We start from the raw sequence: 18043 nt of genomic DNA on the forward strand, positions 1-18043 counted from the left end.
AGGCCGCTTAACGGTGCCCGTGTTCCCGCACAGGCATCGGTCAGTACAGCAGATGCGGCCGGCGGGTTTCTTCCCAGGCCTGTTCATCTGGCGCCGTGATGGCATCCAGCTGCTCGGGCCCTGCCTGAACGTCGTCCACCCATTCCCTGAGCAAAGGGCTGCCGTTGATGAGATCGATGGCGAGCCGATCGTGCTCGTATTCGTAGGGGAAGTCGCGCCAGAGCGGGTAATCTGGTAACTGAAGGCGGATGGCCCGGAAGGCCAGCGCCTGCAACCGCCAGGGTCTGAACGCACCGTGGTCGTAGTGCAAAGGGTCTTCCACATGAATCTGCAGGCCCGAACACAACTGTCCGACGTGTTTGTGGAATGTGGGCTCGAACCAGCATTCGCGCAGCACGCAGCCTTCGAGCCACTGTGGGGCCAATGAGCGCATGTCGGCCAGCAAGCGTCGGGTGTCGATGTCCGGGGCGCCGAAAAGCTCCAGCGGGCGCGTCGTGCCGCGCCCTTCAGACAGCGTGGTGCCTTCAAGCATGACGGTACCGGCGTAGGCGCGTGCCATGGACAGGTTGGGCGCGTTGGGGCTGGGGTTGATCCAGCTGCGTTCGCCCGATGGCCAGCCGAAGCCGGGCGCATCATCTGGCGCCCAGCCTTCCATGGCGATGACGCGGTAGTCGACGTTCAGGCCCAGGTGGGCAATGAACCAGTGACCGAGCTCGCCCATGGTCATGCCGTGGCGCATGGGCATGGGGCCTGCGCCGACGAAACTCTCCCAGCCTTCGCGCAGCGTGAGGCCTTCCACCGGACGGCCGGCGGGGTTGGGCCGATCGAGCACCCAGACCGACTTGCCCAGCCGTGAAGCCGCCTCGAGCACATAGCGCAATGTGGTGATGAAAGTGTAGATGCGGCAGCCGAGGTCTTGCAGATCCACCAGCAGGACATCGAAGCTGTCCAGCATGGCATCGGTGGGGCGACGCACCTCTCCGTACAGGCTGAAAACGGGAATACCCAGACGCGGATCGGTGTCATCGGGCGACTCCACCATGTTGTCCTGCTTGTCGCCGCGCAGACCATGCTGGGGGCCGAAAGCAGCCGTGAGGTTGATGTCTTGCAACGTGGCCAGAGCGTCCAGGCTGTGCGTCAATGAACGGGTGACGGAAGCGGGGTGGGCGAGCAGTGCCACGCGGCGACCTTTCAGGGGCGCGCGGAGCGAGGCGTCTTCGAGCAGGCGTTCGATGCCGAATTTCATGTCGGTGGCGAAGGTTCAGGGGCAGGGTGCAATGGACGGTGTCGTCAGCGCACGTGCCTGGGGATGGTGGAAGTCGGGCTTGTCTGCCGGATGGGCCAGGGCCCAATAGCTCAATTGTCCATCATGGTCCTCGAGCACGGCGCTGAGGTTCCATTGCAGTGACGGACCTGAGGGCACATCTGCGAATGGCACCCGTGCGGTCAGCAACAAGGTGCTCTCGCGTGGCGTGCAGGCTATGGCGGGCGCCAGCGCGGGCAAGGCCGAAGTCGTGCGTTCACGGCAGCGAGAGAAGTCATAGATGGCCCAATCGCCAGACGGGGAGAAGTTGAACTCCCGATAGGCTTCGCTGCCTGCCGCACCCACGAAAGCCTCCATGCAAGTGTGTTGCCAGAGGCCGTCCGTGAATTCTGCCTGCGGGTTGGGCTCTGGCCATTTCAAGCGGGCGATGGGCCCCTGCAGAAGGTACTCCAGCTGAAGATGGGGGCCTTCTGGCGTCTCGACCAGGGCAATGTGGACGCTGAGTCCGCCGGACCATGGGGCAGACGTGACCGGGTGCGCTTGCAGGGCCAGCGGCACCTCAGGCCAGCTGGCGGCATGGTGTGAATCCATCATGTCCGGGTCAGCGCGGACAACATCAGGGCTGGTAGCAGCTGCCGGACGGGTCGACTTCGATCCGGATGAGCTCGTTGGCGCCCCAGCCGAGCTTGTTGCCGCCCGTGAAAGTCAGGCAACCCTCGCCCGGATACAGCGCAATAATGCGGCTGGCGTCATTGCCGTAGTAGAACGGGATCCAGGCTTTGCCGGTCTCCTGCGTGTAGACCCGCTGAGGAGCGCCAATGAGGGTCTGCACGAACTGGAACTCGTGTCCGATCCTGATCTTGGAGAAGGCGGTCCCTTCTGCCGGGCGACCGACCATCTCACCCTGAAAACTCCCATCGGTGGAGTAGGGGTAGGTCTTCTCGCGGTTGAGAGGGGCGTTGTAGACGGGGGCAGCAGCGGGTGCACTGGCTGGCGCGTCCAGCGATCGCTCTTCGAGGCGGCTTTGTGCAACTGGTGCGGTCTGGCTGGTGGAAGCCGACGGATAGTCGCGGCTGATCACCGGGGCCGGGGAGTTGGCGCGCCCGGGGCGCTGGACGGAACGGTCCTCGACGGGTGCCGGCGGATCGAGCGAGACGCTTGTACAGCCGGCAAGCACGGTAAGGCTTGCCAGCAGCTGGAGGCTTGAATGCTTGAAGAATCGTGGGCTCATGTGCACATTATGGCGCGGCGAGCCCTGCGGTCCTTATTGGCCAAGCGTCAGGTGGATGCGGGAAACCAGTGGCGGGTGCGATTGACAAAGCTCACGAGCGACAACATGACGGGAACCTCGACCAGCACGCCCACCACGGTGGCCAGTGCAGCACCTGAATGCAAGCCAAACAGCGAGATCGCCACAGCCACTGCGAGCTCGAAGAAGTTTGAAGTGCCGATCAGGCATGCGGGAGCGGCTATCTGGTGCGGCAGGTGCATCCAGCGTGCAGCAATGTATCCGATGGCAAAAATGCCGTAAGTCTGTATGAGCAGTGGTATCGCTATGAGACCGATGTCCTGGGGCTGGGCCACAATGGTCTCGGCCTGGAAGCCGAACAGAAGCACCACAGTGGCGATCAGCCCGACAACTGACCAGGGCTTGAGTCTGCCCACAAATTGGTTCACCCCTTCGTCGCCTCGGCTGGACTTGAGCTTCTGCCGGGTGGCGATACCTGCGACCAGTGGGAGCACGACGTACAGCAAAGTGGAGAGCAACAGGGTTTCCCACGGAACAGTGAGGTCGGTCACGCCCAGCAGAAATGCAGCAATCGGGGCGAAGGCAAAGACCATGATGATGTCGTTGACCGAGACCTGGACCAGAGTGTAGTTGGGGTCACCCTTGGTGAGCTGACTCCAGACAAACACCATGGCGGTGCACGGGGCCACACCCAGCAGGATCATGCCGGCGATGTACTCGCTGGCCGTTTCCGGGCTGACCCAACCGGCAAAAACGTACTGGAAAAACAGGACGCCGAGCCCGGCCATGGTAAAGGGCTTGATGAGCCAGTTGATGACAACGGTGAGCAGCAAACCATGGGGGCGCTTGCCAACGTCTTTCACTGCAGCGAAGTCGATCTGGATCATCATGGGGTAAATCATGATCCAGATGAGCACGGCCACCACCAGGTTGACGTGAGCCAGCTCGAGCGATGCGATGGTGGCGAAAGTGCCGGGCATGATCAGGCCAAGGCCAACCCCGGCCAGAATGCCCAGCCCGACCCAGACGGTGAGATAGCGTTCAAACAGTCCCATGGTTCAACCCTTTCCGGCCAGTTCACGTGCGGATTGGGCCAGAGCCTCTGCCTCGAGGGCATGCTCGGGCAACTGCACAAGCAGCTCCAGCCGCTGACCGATCATTTGCAGTGTTTTCCTGAATGCGTCCAGTCGCTGCTCGTGACTGCCCTGAACGAGGGAAGGGTCGGCATAGCCCCAGTGCGCTGTGGCCGGGTGTCCGGGCCAAACCGGGCAGACCTCATTGGCGGCGTTGTCGCATACGGTGATGATCAAGTCCATGTGCGGTGCATTCTCGCCAGCAAAGGCGTCCCAGCTCTTGCTGGTGAGGTAGTTGGTTTCGATGCCCGCTGCATTCAGCGCCTCGATGGCCAGCGGATTGGGCTGCTGGTTTTCACGTGGGCTGCTGCCGGCCGAGTAGGCCTTGAAGCGACCGCTGGCCTGACGCTGAGAGAGGTGGTTCAGCACGGCTTCCGAGAGGATGCTCCGGGCAGAGTTGTGCGTGCACAAGAACAGCACGTTCAGAGGGGCGTGGCTCATGGTGGAAGGCGTAGGAAGGAAGGCTTGGGGAATGGTTCAGCAGCAGGAAGACTTGGCGCTGGAGGGCGTGGCAGGCTTGGCGCAGCAACCGGCCGCTGCCGGTGATGGTGCAGGAGCGGAGGCACAGCAAGCTGGTTGAGCGGCTGCGTCGCCGGCCACCTCCCGGTCGTTGAACGTGGGGATCTGGTCCAGGGTGAGGAAGTGCTCCCAAGGAAGCCCCTGAGGATCCTGAATCCAGTGTTTGTCGCTGCGTGCATAGCAGCAGGTGGTTTCGCCTTCGTCCAGCATGGCCAGGTCGGCCTTTTGTGCGCGTTGCTTGAGTTCGGAGAGTTGCTCGGGGGCGTCGACCTGAAAGCCCAGGTGGTCAAGACCTTCGGTTCCTGCCCGAGTGGAGATGGCAAAGTTGACGGCCGGATCGTCGAGCAGCCATTTGGCGTAGTCCTGTTCGATGCGCACAGGTTCAGCGCCAAAAAGCGCACTGTAGAAGCGGACATTGGCGTCGAGGTCTTTGACGTTGAGATGGACGTGGAGGCGGTTCATGGGGAGTCCTGTTCGATGTGAATGGTGTAGCAGAGGTGGCGGGTCTTCTTGAAAGGTCAGCAACCGCGTTTGGCTGCGCGCGGCGGCATGCAAGCCTGACCGGCACAGCAGTGCTCTGTGAGGTAGTCGAGCAGCCCGTTCATGGTGTCGAAACGGGCGCGATACAGCATGTTGCGGCCTTGAGGCTCGACATCCACGAGCTGGGCATGAGCGAGCTCCTTGAGATGAAAGGACAGGGCGCTGGGGCTGAGGTCGAGCGCAGCCGCGATTTCACCTGCGGTCATGCCTTGTGGCCCGGCGACGACCAGTGCGCGGAAGGCGCGCAGGCGCTGACGCTGAGCCAGTGCCGCCAGGCTGGCGATGGCTTGGTCTTCCAGGGCTGCGGCTTTGATCGTTCTAGGCATGGCAAGCAGGGGTATTTATTTCAATGATTCTTGAATGATTGAAATATATCAGACCGATGTTTGAAAGGCAACAGCGTGTACTGAGCTGCTCAATGACGAGGTGTTTGCGCCAGTCCCTGTCACGCAAAATTCATCAAATTGCCATGTGGTTGACACTGCAACGGTGAAAACTGCAGTCTCATGAAGACACAAGACACACATCCATCGAAACTGATTTCTCAGGCCATTCAGGACAGCCCCAGCATTCGCGAGCTGCCAACGCCCACCTTTGACCTGTCACCACAGGCGCAGGCAGTGAGCGTGATCAAGCGGATCACAGCGCTGGCGGCCGGCAACAAGAAGCCGGCTTCATCAGAATCCAAAACAGTCAGTGGCGCTCCAGCGGTCCTCCCTGCACCTGCGGTCAAGACACGCCCGCGCGACGGCTCTGTGGCAGGCATTGAAGTGCGCTGGGCCAAGCATCAGGACGAGGTGCGCGAAGCGCAGCGTTTGCGCCACCAGGTGTTTGCGGGCGAAATGGGCGCGATCCTCTCCCGTGAGCTGCCCGGGCACGATGTGGACCTGTTCGACGACTACTGCGAGCATCTTCTGGTGCGCGATACACAGACGCGCGAAGTCATTGGCACCTACAGGGTGCTGACGCCCGTCCAGGCCCGACGCGCCGGCAGTACTTATTCAGACACCGAGTTTGACTTGACGCGGCTGCGCTTCCTTCGCGACCGCATGGTTGAGCTGGGCAGGAGTTGTGTGCACAAGGACCACCGACATGGCGGTGTGGTCATGGCACTGTGGGGGGCACTGGCGGAGTTCATGCACCGCAATCAGCTGGACATCATGGTCGGCTGCGCCAGCGTACCCATGCACCATGAGGGCCCACATGGGCGTATCGATGGTGGACATGCCGCAGCGAGCATCTGGCGTCAGGTGCGAGAGAAGCACCTGGCCTCCGTCGAGTACCACGTGTTGCCGCGCTTGCCGCTGCCAGTGGATCAGCTCGATGACACACTGGATGTGGAGCCACCTGCGCTGGTCAAAGGTTACCTCCGGCTGGGCGCGAAGGTGCTGGGAGCGCCTGCCTGGGACCCGGACTTCAATACGGCGGACCTGCCGATGATGATGCGTCTGGCAGATCTGCCTGCACGTTACCGCAAGCACTTTCTGGGACTGTGACCATGATGACGCCAGCGCAAACCGTGCAAACCTGGCGCATGGGGACGGCAGGGGGCGCTGAGCCGCCGCCGGGCCCTTTTGTCCCCGGTGGCACTGCTGCCAATCCACGGCCTGATGAGCGTTGGCGCTATCGGGCCGTTTTCATATCTGACCTTCATCTCGGTACGCCCGGTTGCCAGGCGGGGGCCCTGCTGGACTTTATCAAGTACAACCCTGCCCAGACCATCTACCTGGTGGGCGACATTGTCGACGGCTGGCAGCTTCGCAGAAAGTGGTTCTGGCCGCAGGCACACAACGATGTGCTGCAAAAGCTGCTGAGGCTGGCCCGCAAGGGAACAAAGGTAGTGTTCGTGCCGGGCAATCACGACGAGTTTGCGCGCCAGTTCGACGGCCATCATTTTGGGGGCATCGAGGTGCGCAATGAAGCGACCCATGTGACGGCCAATGGTCGTCGCCTGTGGGTGGTGCACGGCGATCAGTTTGACGGCGTTGTGCAATGTGCGCCCTGGCTGGCTCATCTGGGGGATCACCTGTATGGGCTTGCGCTGCGCCTCAACCGGCATTTCAACTCTGCGCGTGCGCGCATGGGGCTGCCCTACTGGTCGCTCTCGCAGTACCTCAAGCACAAGGTCAAGAAGGCGGTGAACTATGTTTCCGACTTCGAAGTCGCGGTGGCCAAAGAGGCGCAGAACAGAGGCTACGACGGGGTGGTCTGCGGGCACATTCACCGGCCAGAAATGCGCGATATCAACGGCGTCCTGTATGTGAATGACGGCGACTGGGTGGAGAGTCTTTCCGCCGCTGCTGAGACGCATTCGGGCGAGATGCGCCTGATTCACTGGGCGCAAGAGAGCCAGCTGCCTGCGGGTGTTGGCACAGATGTTCCCGTCAGTGTGGCGGCAGGAGGGGCTTGAAGCATGCGCATTGTTCTGGTCACGGATGCCTGGATGCCGCAAGTCAACGGCGTTGTTACCACCCTGGTCGAGCTGGTCAGGCATGTTCGCTCACTCGGCCACGAAGTGACCGTGATCGAGCCCAGTGGATTCCGCACCATGCCTTGCCCGGGCTACGCCGGGATCGACCTGGCGGTATTGCCCGGCAGGCAAATGTACAGGCGACTGCGATCTCTCAAGGCAGATGCCATTCACATTGCCACCGAAGGTCCCCTGGGCTGGGCGGCGCGGCGTGAATGCAAGCGCCGAGGGCTGGCCTTTACCACCGCGTTTCACACGCGGTTTCCAGAGGTGGTCGAGGCGGCGACTGGCATTCCGGCGAGCTGGGGCTATGCCTTGCTGCGTCGCTTTCACGCTGCCAGTTCGGCAGTCATGGTGCCGACCCGTGGCATGAGCAAGTTCTTGCGTGAACGCCGCTTCGAGAGGCTGGTGGACTGGACCCATGGCGTCGATACGGATCTGTTCAGCTTTCATGAGACACCCACGGAGTATGCGAGGCTCGGGCGGCTGGCCAGGCCTGTGAGCCTGTATGTGGGCAGGGTGTCGTACGAGAAGGATGTGCAGGCGTTTCTCGAGATGGATATCCCGGGCAGCAAGGTCGTGTGTGGGGAGGGGCCGCTGAGGCGTCGTCTGCAGGACAGTTTCCCTGCGGCACATTGGCTGGGCGTACTGCCACGCCATGAGCTGGCCAAGGTCTATGCGAGCGCCGACGTGCTGGTCTTCCCTAGCCCCAACGAAACTTTCGGGCTGGTGATGGTGGAGTCCATGTCGGCTGGGACGCCCGTGGCCGCGCTGCCGGTGGAAGGACCTACGGAAGTCATTGGTGAGAGCCAGGCCGGAGCGCTGAGCACCGACTTGCATGAAGCCTGGGCGGCGGCACTCAAGTGTTCCCGGGTCCGTGCCAGGCAGCGGGCGGAGAAGTTCAGCTGGCGAGCAGCCACTCACCTGTTTCTGGCGTCTCTGGTTCCGGCCGGCCCGCAGCACCGATCAGCGGTGTTCAGTACACGGATGACAGGTAGGGCCCAGCACTGAAACGCGACTGTTGAATAGAATGGGCCAATGAGCCAGAACCCAACCAACCGCATTCCATTTCTTGATCGCGATCACAGCATTCTGGCCTTCAATGAGCGGGTCATGGACTGGGCCCGCAGAGATGATGTCCCCTTGCTCGAGCGCCTGCGCTACCTGGCCATTGTGTCGTCCAATCTTGACGAGTTTTTCGAGGTGCGCATGGCGCCGCAGCTGGCCGCCCGCAAGACCAACGAGACCCATGGGCAGTACACCGCACAAAGCTATCAGTCGCTGAGCGAGCAGGTGCACCGCATGGTGGCTGAGCAATACGTTATCTACAACGAGCAGGTATTGCCTGCGCTGGAGAAGAAGGGCATCAAGCTCATCAGCCACGGCGAGCGCAATGCCCGGCAGCGCAAATGGGTCAAGGAGACTTTTCAGCGCGAAATCCAGCCCCTGCTCATGCCGGTGGGCCTGGACCCCGCGCACCCGTTTCCCCAGGTGGCCAACAAAAGCCTGAACTTCATCGTGCGGCTCACCGGCAAGGACGCGTTCGGCCGGGAGAATGAGGTCGCCATTGTCAAGATTCCGCGCATTCTGCCCCGCTTTTACAAGCTGCCCGTGGTGCGGGGGTCCAGGCAGATTCACTTTGTTTCGATCTCGAGCCTGATCCGCTCGCACCTGTCGGACCTTTTTCCTGGCCGCCAGGTCACCGAGTTTTCGCAGTTCCGGGTGACACGTCATTCCGACCTGGCTGTGGACGAGGAAGAGGTGAAGAACCTTCGTACGGCTTTGCGCAAAGGCTTGCAAAGCCGTCACTATGGCGAAGCGCTGCGCCTGGAGGTCTCTGCAGGCTGCTCGGAGTACCTCTCAGATTTTCTGCTGCGCCAGTTTGCTTTGCCGCCGGAAGCGCTCTACCGCGTCAGCGGGCCCGTGAATCTGGTACGGCTGAACCAGCTGATCGACAATGCCGGGGCCGCTGCACTGCGGTTTGAACCTTATGAGGCTGGCTGGCCTGCGGATCTGGTGCCAGGGCAATCGTTCTTCGAGCGTTTGCAACAGGGAGATGTGTTGCTGCACCACCCGTATGAGAGCTTCGATGCCGTTCTGGCCTTTCTGAGGGAGGCGGTTGAAGACCCCAACGTGCTTGCCATCAAGCAGACCATTTACCGTACCGGTGCCAAGTCGCAAATGATGGAGTTGCTGCGCGAGGCGGTGCGTCGCGGCAAGGAAGTGACGGCCGTGGTGGAACTCAAGGCGCGGTTCGATGAGGAAGCCAACATCAGCTACGCCGAACGTCTGGAATCGGTCGGTGCACAGGTGGTGTATGGCGTGGTGGGGCTCAAGACGCACGCGAAGATGATGCTGATCACTCGGCGCGAACGAGGGCGCCTCAAGCGCTATGCCCATATGTCCACAGGCAACTACAACGCGGGTACGGCCCGGCTGTATACAGACCTGGGCTATCTGACAGCCGATGACGCGCTGACAGCCGACGTCGACAACGTGTTCCTGCACCTGGCCAGCCAGAACCGACTGACGAAGCTGGGCAAGTCGGTCATCGCGCCGTTTCACCTGCACAAACTGATGCTGGACAAGGTCGAGAAGGCGGGGGCAGCGGCAGCGGCCGGAAAACCGGTGCGCATTGTGCTGAAGATGAACTCGCTGACCGATGTGCCTTTGGCTCGCTCGCTGGCCCTGGCATCCCAGCAAGGGGTGCAGGTGGATGCGATTGTGCGTGGTGCCTGTATCCTGCCTGCCGGTGTGCCAGGCGTGACCGAGAACGTCAGGGTGCGATCGGTCATCGGGCGCTTGCTTGAGCACTCGCGCGTGTTCTTCTTTGAAGTGGATGGCAAACAGGAGCTCTGGCTGTCCAGCGCCGACTGGATGAACCGGAACATGCTTCGCCGGGTCGAACTGGCGTGGCCGGTGACGGACGCCGACCTGAGGCAGCGAATCATCGACGAATGCCTGACGCTGTACCTGCAGGACGACCGGGATTCCTGGCTGCTCCAGCCGGATGGTCGCTACGTGCGGGCCACTGAGCGCCCGGGAGGACGCGGCGCAAGAGGGCGCTCCAGGTCCAAGGCGAAGATCTCTGCCCAGGACACATTGATGGCACGGTATGGCAGCTCGCTGAGCTGAACTCAACTGAGCTGATTCCAATGGACCTGATTCTCTGGCGCCATGCGGAAGCTCAGGACCACCCGATGGGTGCTGCTGGCGATCAGGGCGACCACGCAGACATGGCACGGCGCCTGACGCCCAAAGGCGAGAAACAAGCCGCGCGAATGGCACGCTGGCTGGACGGCTTGCTGCCACAGGGTACCCGCATCATTTCGAGCCCTGCGCGCCGGGCCGAGCAGACGGTGGCTGCATTGGGGCGCAAGTACAGGCTCGACGATCAGATCCGCCCGGGGGCTTCAGCAGATGCATTGCTGGACGCCTGTCGCTGGCCTGAGTCCAGGCTGCCCGTTTTGCTGGTGGGGCATCAGCCATCCCTGGGTCAGGTGGTGGCGCGCCTGCTGGACATGGCACCCGGGGAGTGCTCGGTGCGCAAGGGCGCTGTGTGGTGGCTGCGCTATCGCGAGCGGGATGATGAGTCGACCGTGGTGGTGCGTTGCGTGATGGCACCGGACATGCTTTGATCGGCTGAGTGACAGCCACAAGCCCGGCATATTTCCTTGCTCGGCCTCAAGCCTGCTTGAGCGTTTGAAGGATGGCGTCCCGGGTGTGCTCCACCATGGTCGTCAAAGCCAGCAGGTCCGCATGAAGGAATTTGCCCGCTGCAGCCTGCATCTCCAGCTCCGAACACCGCTGGCCGAGGCGTTTGGCACCAACGTTTTCTGCGGCGCCAATGAGTGCGTGGATCGCCTTGGAGAGCTGGGCCGGTGAGGCATCGGGCGCAGTCAGGGCTTGGCCAATATGGAGCAAATGGGCTTCCTGGACACGAAGAAAATCGGTCAGCACCTCTCGGCGCAGGGTCCCGTTCTCGTCGTCGAAAGCCGCAAAGTCATCAAGGCGGCTTGTGTCGATCCAGGGCAGAAGGGAAGAGGGGAGGTTCCCATTGCTGGCTGGCATGGCAGATTTCTGCCATTTGCCGCTCAGTGCGTTGGCCAGCACATTGAGGGAAAGCGGCTTGCTCAGGTAGGCGGACATGCCTGCTTCAAGGCACTTGTTCTGATCTTCACCAAGAGACGAGGCCGACATCCCGATGATCACCGGAACCTGATCGCCCAGCACCGACCGCATGCGCCTGGCGGCTTCCAGGCCATCGAGCTTGGGCATGTGCCGGTCGATGAGCACATGGGTGTACGGCTGCATGGTCTCACCGGTTTGAGCCATGGCCAGGAGTGAGATGGCCTCGCTCGCTCTGGAGACTGACGCATGGGCGTGCCCCAGTTGCTCAATCATGGCGCCTGCCACACGGCAATTGGTCTCGTCATCATCAACAATCAGGACTCGCAGATCGCGTGTTGTGCTGTCATGATCGGCGTTCGAGGCAGACGGGGCCAGCCTCACAGGTGCCCTGGCAGCAGGCAGGTCGATGTCGAACCAGAAATGGCTTCCTTGGCCCGGCGTGCTTCTGACTTGCAACTGGCCGCCCATCATGGCGACGAGGTGGTGGCAAATGGCCAGGCCGAGACCGGAGCCACCAAACATGCGCGTGGTAGATGAATCACCCTGTGCGAACGGATGAAACAGGCGGGACATGCTCTCTGCACTGATGCCCATGCCCGTGTCGGACACCTCGAAATGCACCTGCGGCCCGCTCTGGCCATCGGCTGGTGACGTGGCCTGCACCGTCAGCGTGACGCCTCCGCTGGACGTGAACTTGACGGCGTTGTTCAGCAGGTTCAGAAGGATTTGTTTGATGCGTATGGCGTCACCCATGACAAATCCGGGCAAGCGCTCGTCGATATCAACCGTCAGGGGCAATTGCTTTTCGGCTGCCTGCAGCTCGACCATGCGCATGACGTCCTGTATGCAGGGAGCCAAGGCAAACGGATGGAGGTCCAGCTCCAGCTTTCCGGCTTCGATTCTCGAGAAATCAAGGATATCGTTTACAACGGCAAGCAACTGAACGCCAGAGGTGCGCACCACGTCCAGCATTTCGGTCTGTGTCGCATCGAGCTTTGACTGCCCCAGTAGCTCGGACATGCCAAGCACGCCGTTGAGCGGGTTGCGGATTTCGTGGCTCATCACGGCGAGGAAACCCGCTTTGGCCTCGGCCGCAGCCAGTGCGTCCGCGCGGGACGCTGTGAGCTCAGCTGTTCGAGCCTGGACACGGGCTTCGAGTGTCTTGGCTGCCCGGCGCAAGGCCTCATTCTTCTCCTGAACTTCCTGCGCGGTCTGCTGAAGCTGAACCGCACTGGCGTGCATCACGCCTGACAGGTCGTGGACTTCTTCGAAGGGCGTGCGCTCCAGGATGTCTGGCACTTCACCTGATCCCAGCCTGCTGGCCGCCTGGCTCAGGTTCCTGAACTGCCGGGAAAGGCCGTTGGCAACCAGATAGGCGATCAGGCCGCTGATGACAAGAAGAGATGCCAGCACGGTGAACGACCACCTTCGTGCATTGAGAACCTGAGCGGTGAAGTCAAGCTCCGGAGCCACCACGACGAGTCGCCAGTTGAGCCCATATTCCTGGCCAAAGGGCTGGCTCATGGCGAGCAGGCGCCGGTCATTGAGGGCCAGATCGGTCAGCCAGCTGCCTTCCTGTGCATTGAGCACTTGCATGCCACCTGCTTGCGCCGGAGCGATCGACCGCAACTGGGCCCAGGATGTCTGGACGAGCGCGTTGCGGCTTTGGTCGGGCGACAGACGGCTTCTCTTTCCTTCCTGCTCGATGGTCAGTGCTTCATCCACTGATGACGCCACGATGAGCCCCTGGCTGTCCACCAGGTAACTCACGGCGTTGTCGCTGATGGGGGTGCTGCGCACGAGCTGGTTGACCAGGTCGAGGCTGAGGTCAGTGGCGACGACACCCAGCAGCCTTCCGCTGCGAGTGTCGAAGATGGGTTGTGCCAGTGTGAGGTCGAACTGTTGTTTGACGGCGGACCTGTATACGTCCGTGAAGACGCGGTTACCCCGCGATAGTGCGAGTTGATACCAGGGGCGTTCCCGTGGGTCGTAGACACCCCCTTCAGTCAGCAGTGGTTTCGTGCGGTCTCCTGGCGTTCTGGCGAGAAAATGCTGCCTGTTGCCCTGGCCAGGCCGAATGATCCGGACCACATGACCGGCTTCTTCTCGCTCGACACCGATGAAAGTGCCATCCGGCTTGCCAAAGTACACATAGGGCACATGCCGGGCCTGTTCGGTCAATGAGAAGGCAAGCCGTTCAAAGCCCTCGTCGTCATTCAGCCAGTGCGTGCCACGGGCAGACGCCTGGTGGGGCGAGACCTGTGGGTCAGCCAGCGCATTGAGCACTGTCTGTGCCTGGCGAAGGTGGTTCAGAGCGCCCAGATCCATCCGTCTGACGGCTTGGCGCATGGTGTTTTCCGCGAGGGTCTGAATGGCCTCGGCACTGCTGTTGGACAGCGTCCAGGTCACGGCAACAGCAGGCAGCAGTGCAGCGATGAGCAGCAGGGCGACCAGGGACGGACCCAACGGCAAACGGCGCTTGGCCTTGGCGGCGATGTTGTGCGCCTGAGCTGTCTCTGAGGGGGCTGTATTCAATGGCACGGAGAGGAAAGAGCGAGGTCAGGCCGGCAACTGGAGGCGTCAGGAGGGTTGTGCAGGGGCTGTGACCCAACACACATCCAGCTTTTTGGCCTGCCCTGCGATTGTCACCAGCTCCCGTTTGACGACTTTGGTGGCGCCAGTGACCTGGCGCAGCGTATCGGCCGTCATGGTGATTGTCCCACGGTGGCGCAGCGACAGCTTCTGCAGAAGCGTCGCCTGGTTGACCGTGTGCCCGACAGGCACCGTGATCACCGCGCCCCCGGAAAGCCCGTGCAGTCTGGACAGGCCCACGGCGCCGGAATGCAGCCCGACGGCCAAGGCAGGTGGAGGGAGATCCAGCTCTGGCCATTCGCGTTTGACGAAGTCGCGGATGCCTGCCATCGAGCGACTGAGGGCGTATGCCGCTTTCAAGGCTCTGAGTTCACCCTTGATGGTGGCAGTCCCCACTGCGTGGCCTGACGAGGCGGTTTCGCTACTCGCGTTGAGCGCAGGGTCGTCCTCATCCGTCGCGAAGACAGCCACGGCTCCTTCATTGAGAAAATGCACATTGAGCGCCCCGAAGAGTGAGGCCGCATCGCCGCAAGCTTCGTGGAACCGCTTGAGCCAACGCGCCATCTGGTCGGGTGGCATGTGCTCGACGTATGCCTCGTGGTCAACCAGTCCGAACGAGGCCACACAGGCGTGGTCCAGACGCTCCGTTTCAGCGTCCTTTGTGGCACTGGCCCATTGCTCGCTGAGCGTATGTGCCAGCTGCAGCTCGTAGTTCTCGCCGAGCGTCTGTGCCTGCTCCTGCAAGGCACGTTCCATGCTGGCGCGGCTCTTGAGCTCCTGCGCAGCATTGCGCACATTCTGGCGGTTGAGCTGGGCGCGCACCGCTTCGACGATCTCGGGTCCACGAAACGGTTTGGTGATGTAATCATCGGCGCCCAATTGCATGCCTGAGCGCATGTGCTGCCGGTCATTCAGGGAGGTCAGGAGAATCACGGGGCAGAGTGTGTGGCGCATGTCGCCCCGAATGCGGGCCAGCAAGTCCAGGCCACTGGCACTGGGCAGATGAATGTCCGATATGACGAGATCCGGTGGCTGGCTGTTGAACTTGTCCCAGGCCTGTTCGGCTGTCTCTGCCGTGTCGACGCCATAGCCCTGGTGCCGCAGCACCACTGTCAGCAGCTTGAGCGTTCCGGGGTCGTCATCGACGATCAGAAGGTGTGACATGAAGCGGGCAGGGCGGAGCAAACCAGAGGTAGGCGGTTACTACATGATACGGAGGTGTACTTTTTGTGCTACCTGATTGCGCCCAATCCATGCCCAATCGTGGGGTAAGCGGGGTCAAGATGTGACCGATTACCGCCTGGTGTGGTGATTCAGCGGATATCTGCGCTGTATTGCCAGTCGGTTTTTCGCCAGGCGTTGGCTTCTTCGCTGAGCAGCCAGGCCGATTGCGGATAGCGTTTGGCCCAGCCGGACAAGGTGCCCAGCCTGAATTTGCCGCCGTCGAAGCCCAGGGTCACGGCTTCGTATTCAGGCATCTGGCGCGCATGGCACAGGATGACGGCCAGCCTGAGGCAGGCGAGCTGTTTGGCAAACAGCTCCTCGCGAAGGACGGGGCCGACTTTTTTGAGCTTTCCTCTTTGGCCGAGGACCAGCTGACTCATGCGGTGCAGTTCGGGCATGGAGAAGCCGGGGGCATCGACATTGTCCAGAATGTAGGCACCGTGGTGATACGAGCGCTCGTGTGAAATGTGGGTCCCGATTTCGTGCAGGCGGGATGCCCACTCCAACTTGCGCGAATAGCGGCCGTCTCCGGCGTCGTCCTGGGCAATTTGCACGAACAGGGCTTTCGCCACCTTGGAGACCCGGTCCGCCTGTGCAGCATCAATGGAAAATCGCTGAGCGAGCCATTGCACGGTTCGCTCGCGGACATCGCCGCCCTCGGTGTCCCGCTCAATCAGGTCGTACAGGGCTCCCTGCCGCAGGGCACCCTGCGCCGGCAGCATCTGATCGATCCCGAAGAGGTCGAATATGGCCTGCAGCACGCTCAGGCCGCCCGCGATGACAGCTTTTCGCTCCGGCTTGATGCCTTCGAGCTTCAGGCGGTCAACGTTGCCGGCCTTGATCAGCTTTTCCTGTAGCCATTCCAGGCCCGAACGGGTAATGACGCCAGCTGCCCATCCGTTGGATGCCAGCGCGTCCGCAACGGCTCCCACTGTGCCGGAAGAGCCATAGGCCACTTCCCATTCAGTGGGCGGAAACCGGTCCAGCGCTTCATCCAGCACGGCTTTGGCCGCCACTTCGGCGGTGCGAAAGGCAGAGTTCGTGAATTGCCCCTTGGGAAAGTAACGCGCGGACCAGGCCACACTGCCCAGCCGATAGCTTTCCATGGCACGGGCTTCATAGCCCTGACCCAGCATCATTTCGGTGGAGCGGCCTCCGATATCGACCACCAGACGGCGTTCTTCAGACTGCGGCAGCAGATGGGACACCCCCTGGTAGATGAGTCGAGCTTCCTCCTGCCCGGATATCACCTCGATCGGAAAGCCCAGCACAGCCTGAGCTTCACTGAGAAAATCCTCGCGGTTCCGGGCTTCGCGCAGTGTTTGTGTGGCCACGGCACGGACCTGGGCTTTCTTGAAACCATGAAGCCGCTCGGCGAAGCGGGCAAGGCAGTCCCAGCCCCGCTGCATGGCCTCCTGGCTCAGGACTTTGTTTTCGTCCAGCCCGCTGCCTTGCCGCACCGTCTCCTTGAGGTATTCCACCCGTTCCACATGACCAACCTGCACGCGGCCGATCTCCAGGCGAAAACTGTTGGATCCGAGGTCAATGGCGGCAAGAAGGGTGCCGTTTTGCATAGGGTGAGCTGTGCTGGGAGCAGCGCAGCCGCCCCGTATCGATGGAAGGGATTACCCGGATTGTGACTGATTTGCGTCCCATTCGGCCGTATGGGCCCGAAAGAAGACGGCTTGGCGCCCCAGATGTCGCATGACGAAAAAATGACAATTGTTTTGTGTCACAAGGCTGTCACATTGCCTTTTTAAAGTCCATCTTGTGATTGATTTTTCACCAAACTTCAAGAGGACATCCATGATCACGAAACGCCAAATGCTCAAGTCTGTTGCTGCAGCCGCACTGAGCACGATGGCCATGGGCGCCGCCCTGGCCGCTGACATCACCGGCGCCGGCGCCACCTTCCCATACCCTGTTTACGCCAAGTGGGCCGAGGCCTACAAAGCAGAGACCGGCACGGGCCTGAACTACCAGTCCATCGGTTCTTCCGGTGGCATCAAGCAAATCAAGGCCAAGACCGTGACTTTCGGTGCCTCCGATGCCCCTCTCGGCGGCAAAGAGCTGGACGAAATCGGTCTGGCCCAGTTCCCCGCCATCATCGGTGGCACGGTGCCTGTGTTCAACCTCGAAGGCTTCAAGCCTGGTGAGCTGCGCATCGACGGCGTCACCCTGGCCGACATGTTCCTGGGCAAGATCACCATGTGGAACGACCCCAAGCTGGCTGCCCTGAACCCAGGCAAGAAGCTGCCTGCGACGGCTGTGACCATCGTTCACCGGGCCGACGGCTCTGGCACGACCTACAACTTCACCGACTACCTCTCTTCCGTGAGCAAGGAGTGGGCCGATTCCGTGGGCACGAACAAGTCGGTCAAGTGGCCTGCTGACAGCTCCATGGGTGGCAAGGGCAACGAAGGCGTGTCCGCCAACGTCAGCCGCCTCAAGGGTGCTCTGGGCTATGTGGAGTACGCATACGCCAAGAAGAACAACATTCCTTACCTGATGCTCAAGAACGCTGACGGCAACTTCGTCTCCCCTGACGACAAGACCTTTGCTGCCGCCGCCGCTGGCGTGGACTGGAACTCTGCTCCTGGCATGGGCGCTTCCATGGTCAACGCCAAGGGTGCGCAGAGCTGGCCGATCACGACCGCTTCTTTTATCCTGATGTACAAGAAGCCTGAGAGCAAGGCGCAGTCTGACGAAGTGCTCAAGTTCTTTGACTGGGCGTTCAAGAGCGGCAAGCAACTGGCGACCGATCTGGACTACGTGCCACTGCCAGACTCCCTCGTCGGCGAAATCCGTACCAAAGTGTGGAGCACGATTGGTGCCAGCAACTGATGGCGCTTAGCTAGATAGTTGATAGCATGCGGGTAGCAGATGGCCCTTTGTTTGGCCCTGCTACCCGCTCCGTTGTT

General features: G+C 61.5%; 16 protein-coding genes. 6 read left to right on the forward strand and 10 right to left on the reverse strand.

Going from position 1 to position 18043, the window contains the following annotated elements:
- Positions 1 to 40: 40 nt before the first annotated feature.
- From ABWV89_RS03545 to ABWV89_RS03575, 7 genes are read right to left on the reverse strand one after another with little or no spacing between them, the layout of a single operon-like run.
- Entirely contained in the window at positions 41 to 1246 is a 1206-nt protein-coding gene (locus tag ABWV89_RS03545; protein ID WP_353394265.1) for an exo-beta-N-acetylmuramidase NamZ family protein, read from the reverse strand.
- A gap of 15 nt (positions 1247 to 1261) precedes the next feature.
- Entirely contained in the window at positions 1262 to 1858 is a 597-nt protein-coding gene (locus ABWV89_RS03550) for a DOMON-like domain-containing protein (protein ID WP_353394267.1), read from the reverse strand.
- 22 nt (positions 1859 to 1880) lie between these two features.
- Entirely contained in the window at positions 1881 to 2495 is a 615-nt protein-coding gene (locus ABWV89_RS03555) for a hypothetical protein (RefSeq protein WP_353394269.1), read from the reverse strand.
- A gap of 47 nt (positions 2496 to 2542) precedes the next feature.
- Positions 2543 to 3568, reverse strand: coding sequence for an ACR3 family arsenite efflux transporter (arsB, locus tag ABWV89_RS03560; protein WP_353394270.1), 1026 nt, complete (start codon positions 3566 to 3568; stop codon positions 2543 to 2545).
- A gap of 3 nt (positions 3569 to 3571) precedes the next feature.
- Positions 3572 to 4087 carry an arsenate reductase ArsC gene (locus ABWV89_RS03565; protein WP_353394273.1) on the reverse strand — a complete coding sequence of 172 codons (516 nt, stop codon included), beginning with the start codon at positions 4085 to 4087 and terminating at the stop codon, positions 3572 to 3574.
- Between the two features lie 36 nt (positions 4088 to 4123).
- The gene (locus ABWV89_RS03570; RefSeq protein WP_353394275.1) at positions 4124 to 4627 is read right to left on the reverse strand and encodes an ArsI/CadI family heavy metal resistance metalloenzyme; all 504 of its coding nucleotides are present in this window, start codon (positions 4625 to 4627) and stop codon (positions 4124 to 4126) included.
- Between the two features lie 56 nt (positions 4628 to 4683).
- Entirely contained in the window at positions 4684 to 5031 is a 348-nt protein-coding gene (locus ABWV89_RS03575; protein WP_353394277.1) for an ArsR/SmtB family transcription factor, read from the reverse strand.
- Between the two features lie 243 nt (positions 5032 to 5274).
- On the opposite strand from ABWV89_RS03575, the gene ABWV89_RS03580 reads away from it, so the two are divergent.
- The 5 genes from ABWV89_RS03580 to ABWV89_RS03600 are packed head-to-tail and all read left to right on the forward strand — an operon-like array spanning position 5275 to position 10813.
- Entirely contained in the window at positions 5275 to 6201 is a 927-nt protein-coding gene (locus ABWV89_RS03580; protein WP_502903145.1) for a GNAT family N-acetyltransferase, read from the forward strand.
- A 2-nt stretch (positions 6202 to 6203) separates the two neighbouring features.
- On the forward strand, positions 6204 to 7115 hold the full coding sequence (locus ABWV89_RS03585) for a UDP-2,3-diacylglucosamine diphosphatase (RefSeq protein WP_353394283.1): 912 nt from the start codon (positions 6204 to 6206) through the stop codon (positions 7113 to 7115).
- A gap of 3 nt (positions 7116 to 7118) precedes the next feature.
- The gene (locus ABWV89_RS03590; RefSeq protein WP_353394285.1) at positions 7119 to 8186 is read left to right on the forward strand and encodes a glycosyltransferase family 4 protein; all 1068 of its coding nucleotides are present in this window, start codon (positions 7119 to 7121) and stop codon (positions 8184 to 8186) included.
- Positions 8187 to 8213: 27 nt separating this feature from the next.
- The gene (ppk1, locus tag ABWV89_RS03595) at positions 8214 to 10310 is read left to right on the forward strand and encodes a polyphosphate kinase 1 (protein ID WP_353394287.1); all 2097 of its coding nucleotides are present in this window, start codon (positions 8214 to 8216) and stop codon (positions 10308 to 10310) included.
- 20 nt (positions 10311 to 10330) lie between these two features.
- Complete coding sequence (locus ABWV89_RS03600) at positions 10331 to 10813, forward strand: SixA phosphatase family protein (protein WP_353394290.1); 483 nt, start codon at positions 10331 to 10333, stop codon at positions 10811 to 10813.
- 46 nt (positions 10814 to 10859) lie between these two features.
- Here the strand turns inward: ABWV89_RS03600 and ABWV89_RS03605 are convergent, their stop codons facing one another.
- The 3 genes from ABWV89_RS03605 to ppx all read right to left on the reverse strand — a co-directional run bounded on the left by ABWV89_RS03605 (position 10860) and on the right by ppx (position 16696).
- Entirely contained in the window at positions 10860 to 13847 is a 2988-nt protein-coding gene (locus tag ABWV89_RS03605) for an ATP-binding protein (protein ID WP_353394292.1), read from the reverse strand.
- Between the two features lie 39 nt (positions 13848 to 13886).
- Complete coding sequence (locus ABWV89_RS03610; protein ID WP_353394295.1) at positions 13887 to 15062, reverse strand: response regulator; 1176 nt, start codon at positions 15060 to 15062, stop codon at positions 13887 to 13889.
- A 149-nt stretch (positions 15063 to 15211) separates the two neighbouring features.
- Complete coding sequence (ppx, locus tag ABWV89_RS03615; protein WP_353394297.1) at positions 15212 to 16696, reverse strand: exopolyphosphatase; 1485 nt, start codon at positions 16694 to 16696, stop codon at positions 15212 to 15214.
- A gap of 232 nt (positions 16697 to 16928) precedes the next feature.
- Here ppx and pstS point away from each other — a divergent pair, with 232 nt between their 5' ends.
- Entirely contained in the window at positions 16929 to 17966 is a 1038-nt protein-coding gene (gene pstS / locus ABWV89_RS03620; protein ID WP_353394299.1) for a phosphate ABC transporter substrate-binding protein PstS, read from the forward strand.
- The last annotated feature ends 77 nt before the right edge of the window (positions 17967 to 18043 follow it).

Origin of the sequence: Hydrogenophaga sp. 5NK40-0174, assembly GCF_040372165.1 — a bacterium.
Lineage (GTDB): Bacteria > Pseudomonadota > Gammaproteobacteria > Burkholderiales > Burkholderiaceae_C > Hydrogenophaga.

Bases quoted from the DNA above. Each gene is read 5' to 3' on its own strand.
- ABWV89_RS03545 (WP_353394265.1), bottom strand. From the start codon at position 1,246: ATGAAATTCGGCATCGAACGCCTGCTCGAAGACGCCTCGCTCCGCGCG.
- ABWV89_RS03550 (WP_353394267.1), bottom strand. From the start codon at position 1,858: ATGATGGATTCACACCATGCCGCCAGCTGGCCTGAGGTGCCGCTGGCC.
- ABWV89_RS03555 (WP_353394269.1), bottom strand. From the start codon at position 2,495: ATGAGCCCACGATTCTTCAAGCATTCAAGCCTCCAGCTGCTGGCAAGC.
- arsB (WP_353394270.1), bottom strand. From the start codon at position 3,568: ATGGGACTGTTTGAACGCTATCTCACCGTCTGGGTCGGGCTGGGCATT.
- ABWV89_RS03565 (WP_353394273.1), bottom strand. From the start codon at position 4,087: ATGAGCCACGCCCCTCTGAACGTGCTGTTCTTGTGCACGCACAACTCT.
- ABWV89_RS03570 (WP_353394275.1), bottom strand. From the start codon at position 4,627: ATGAACCGCCTCCACGTCCATCTCAACGTCAAAGACCTCGACGCCAAT.
- ABWV89_RS03575 (WP_353394277.1), bottom strand. From the start codon at position 5,031: ATGCCTAGAACGATCAAAGCCGCAGCCCTGGAAGACCAAGCCATCGCC.
- ABWV89_RS03585 (WP_353394283.1), top strand. From the start codon at position 6,204: ATGATGACGCCAGCGCAAACCGTGCAAACCTGGCGCATGGGGACGGCA.
- ABWV89_RS03590 (WP_353394285.1), top strand. From the start codon at position 7,119: ATGCGCATTGTTCTGGTCACGGATGCCTGGATGCCGCAAGTCAACGGC.
- ppk1 (WP_353394287.1), top strand. From the start codon at position 8,214: ATGAGCCAGAACCCAACCAACCGCATTCCATTTCTTGATCGCGATCAC.
- ABWV89_RS03600 (WP_353394290.1), top strand. From the start codon at position 10,331: ATGGACCTGATTCTCTGGCGCCATGCGGAAGCTCAGGACCACCCGATG.
- ABWV89_RS03610 (WP_353394295.1), bottom strand. From the start codon at position 15,062: ATGTCACACCTTCTGATCGTCGATGACGACCCCGGAACGCTCAAGCTG.
- ppx (WP_353394297.1), bottom strand. From the start codon at position 16,696: ATGCAAAACGGCACCCTTCTTGCCGCCATTGACCTCGGATCCAACAGT.
- pstS (WP_353394299.1), top strand. From the start codon at position 16,929: ATGATCACGAAACGCCAAATGCTCAAGTCTGTTGCTGCAGCCGCACTG.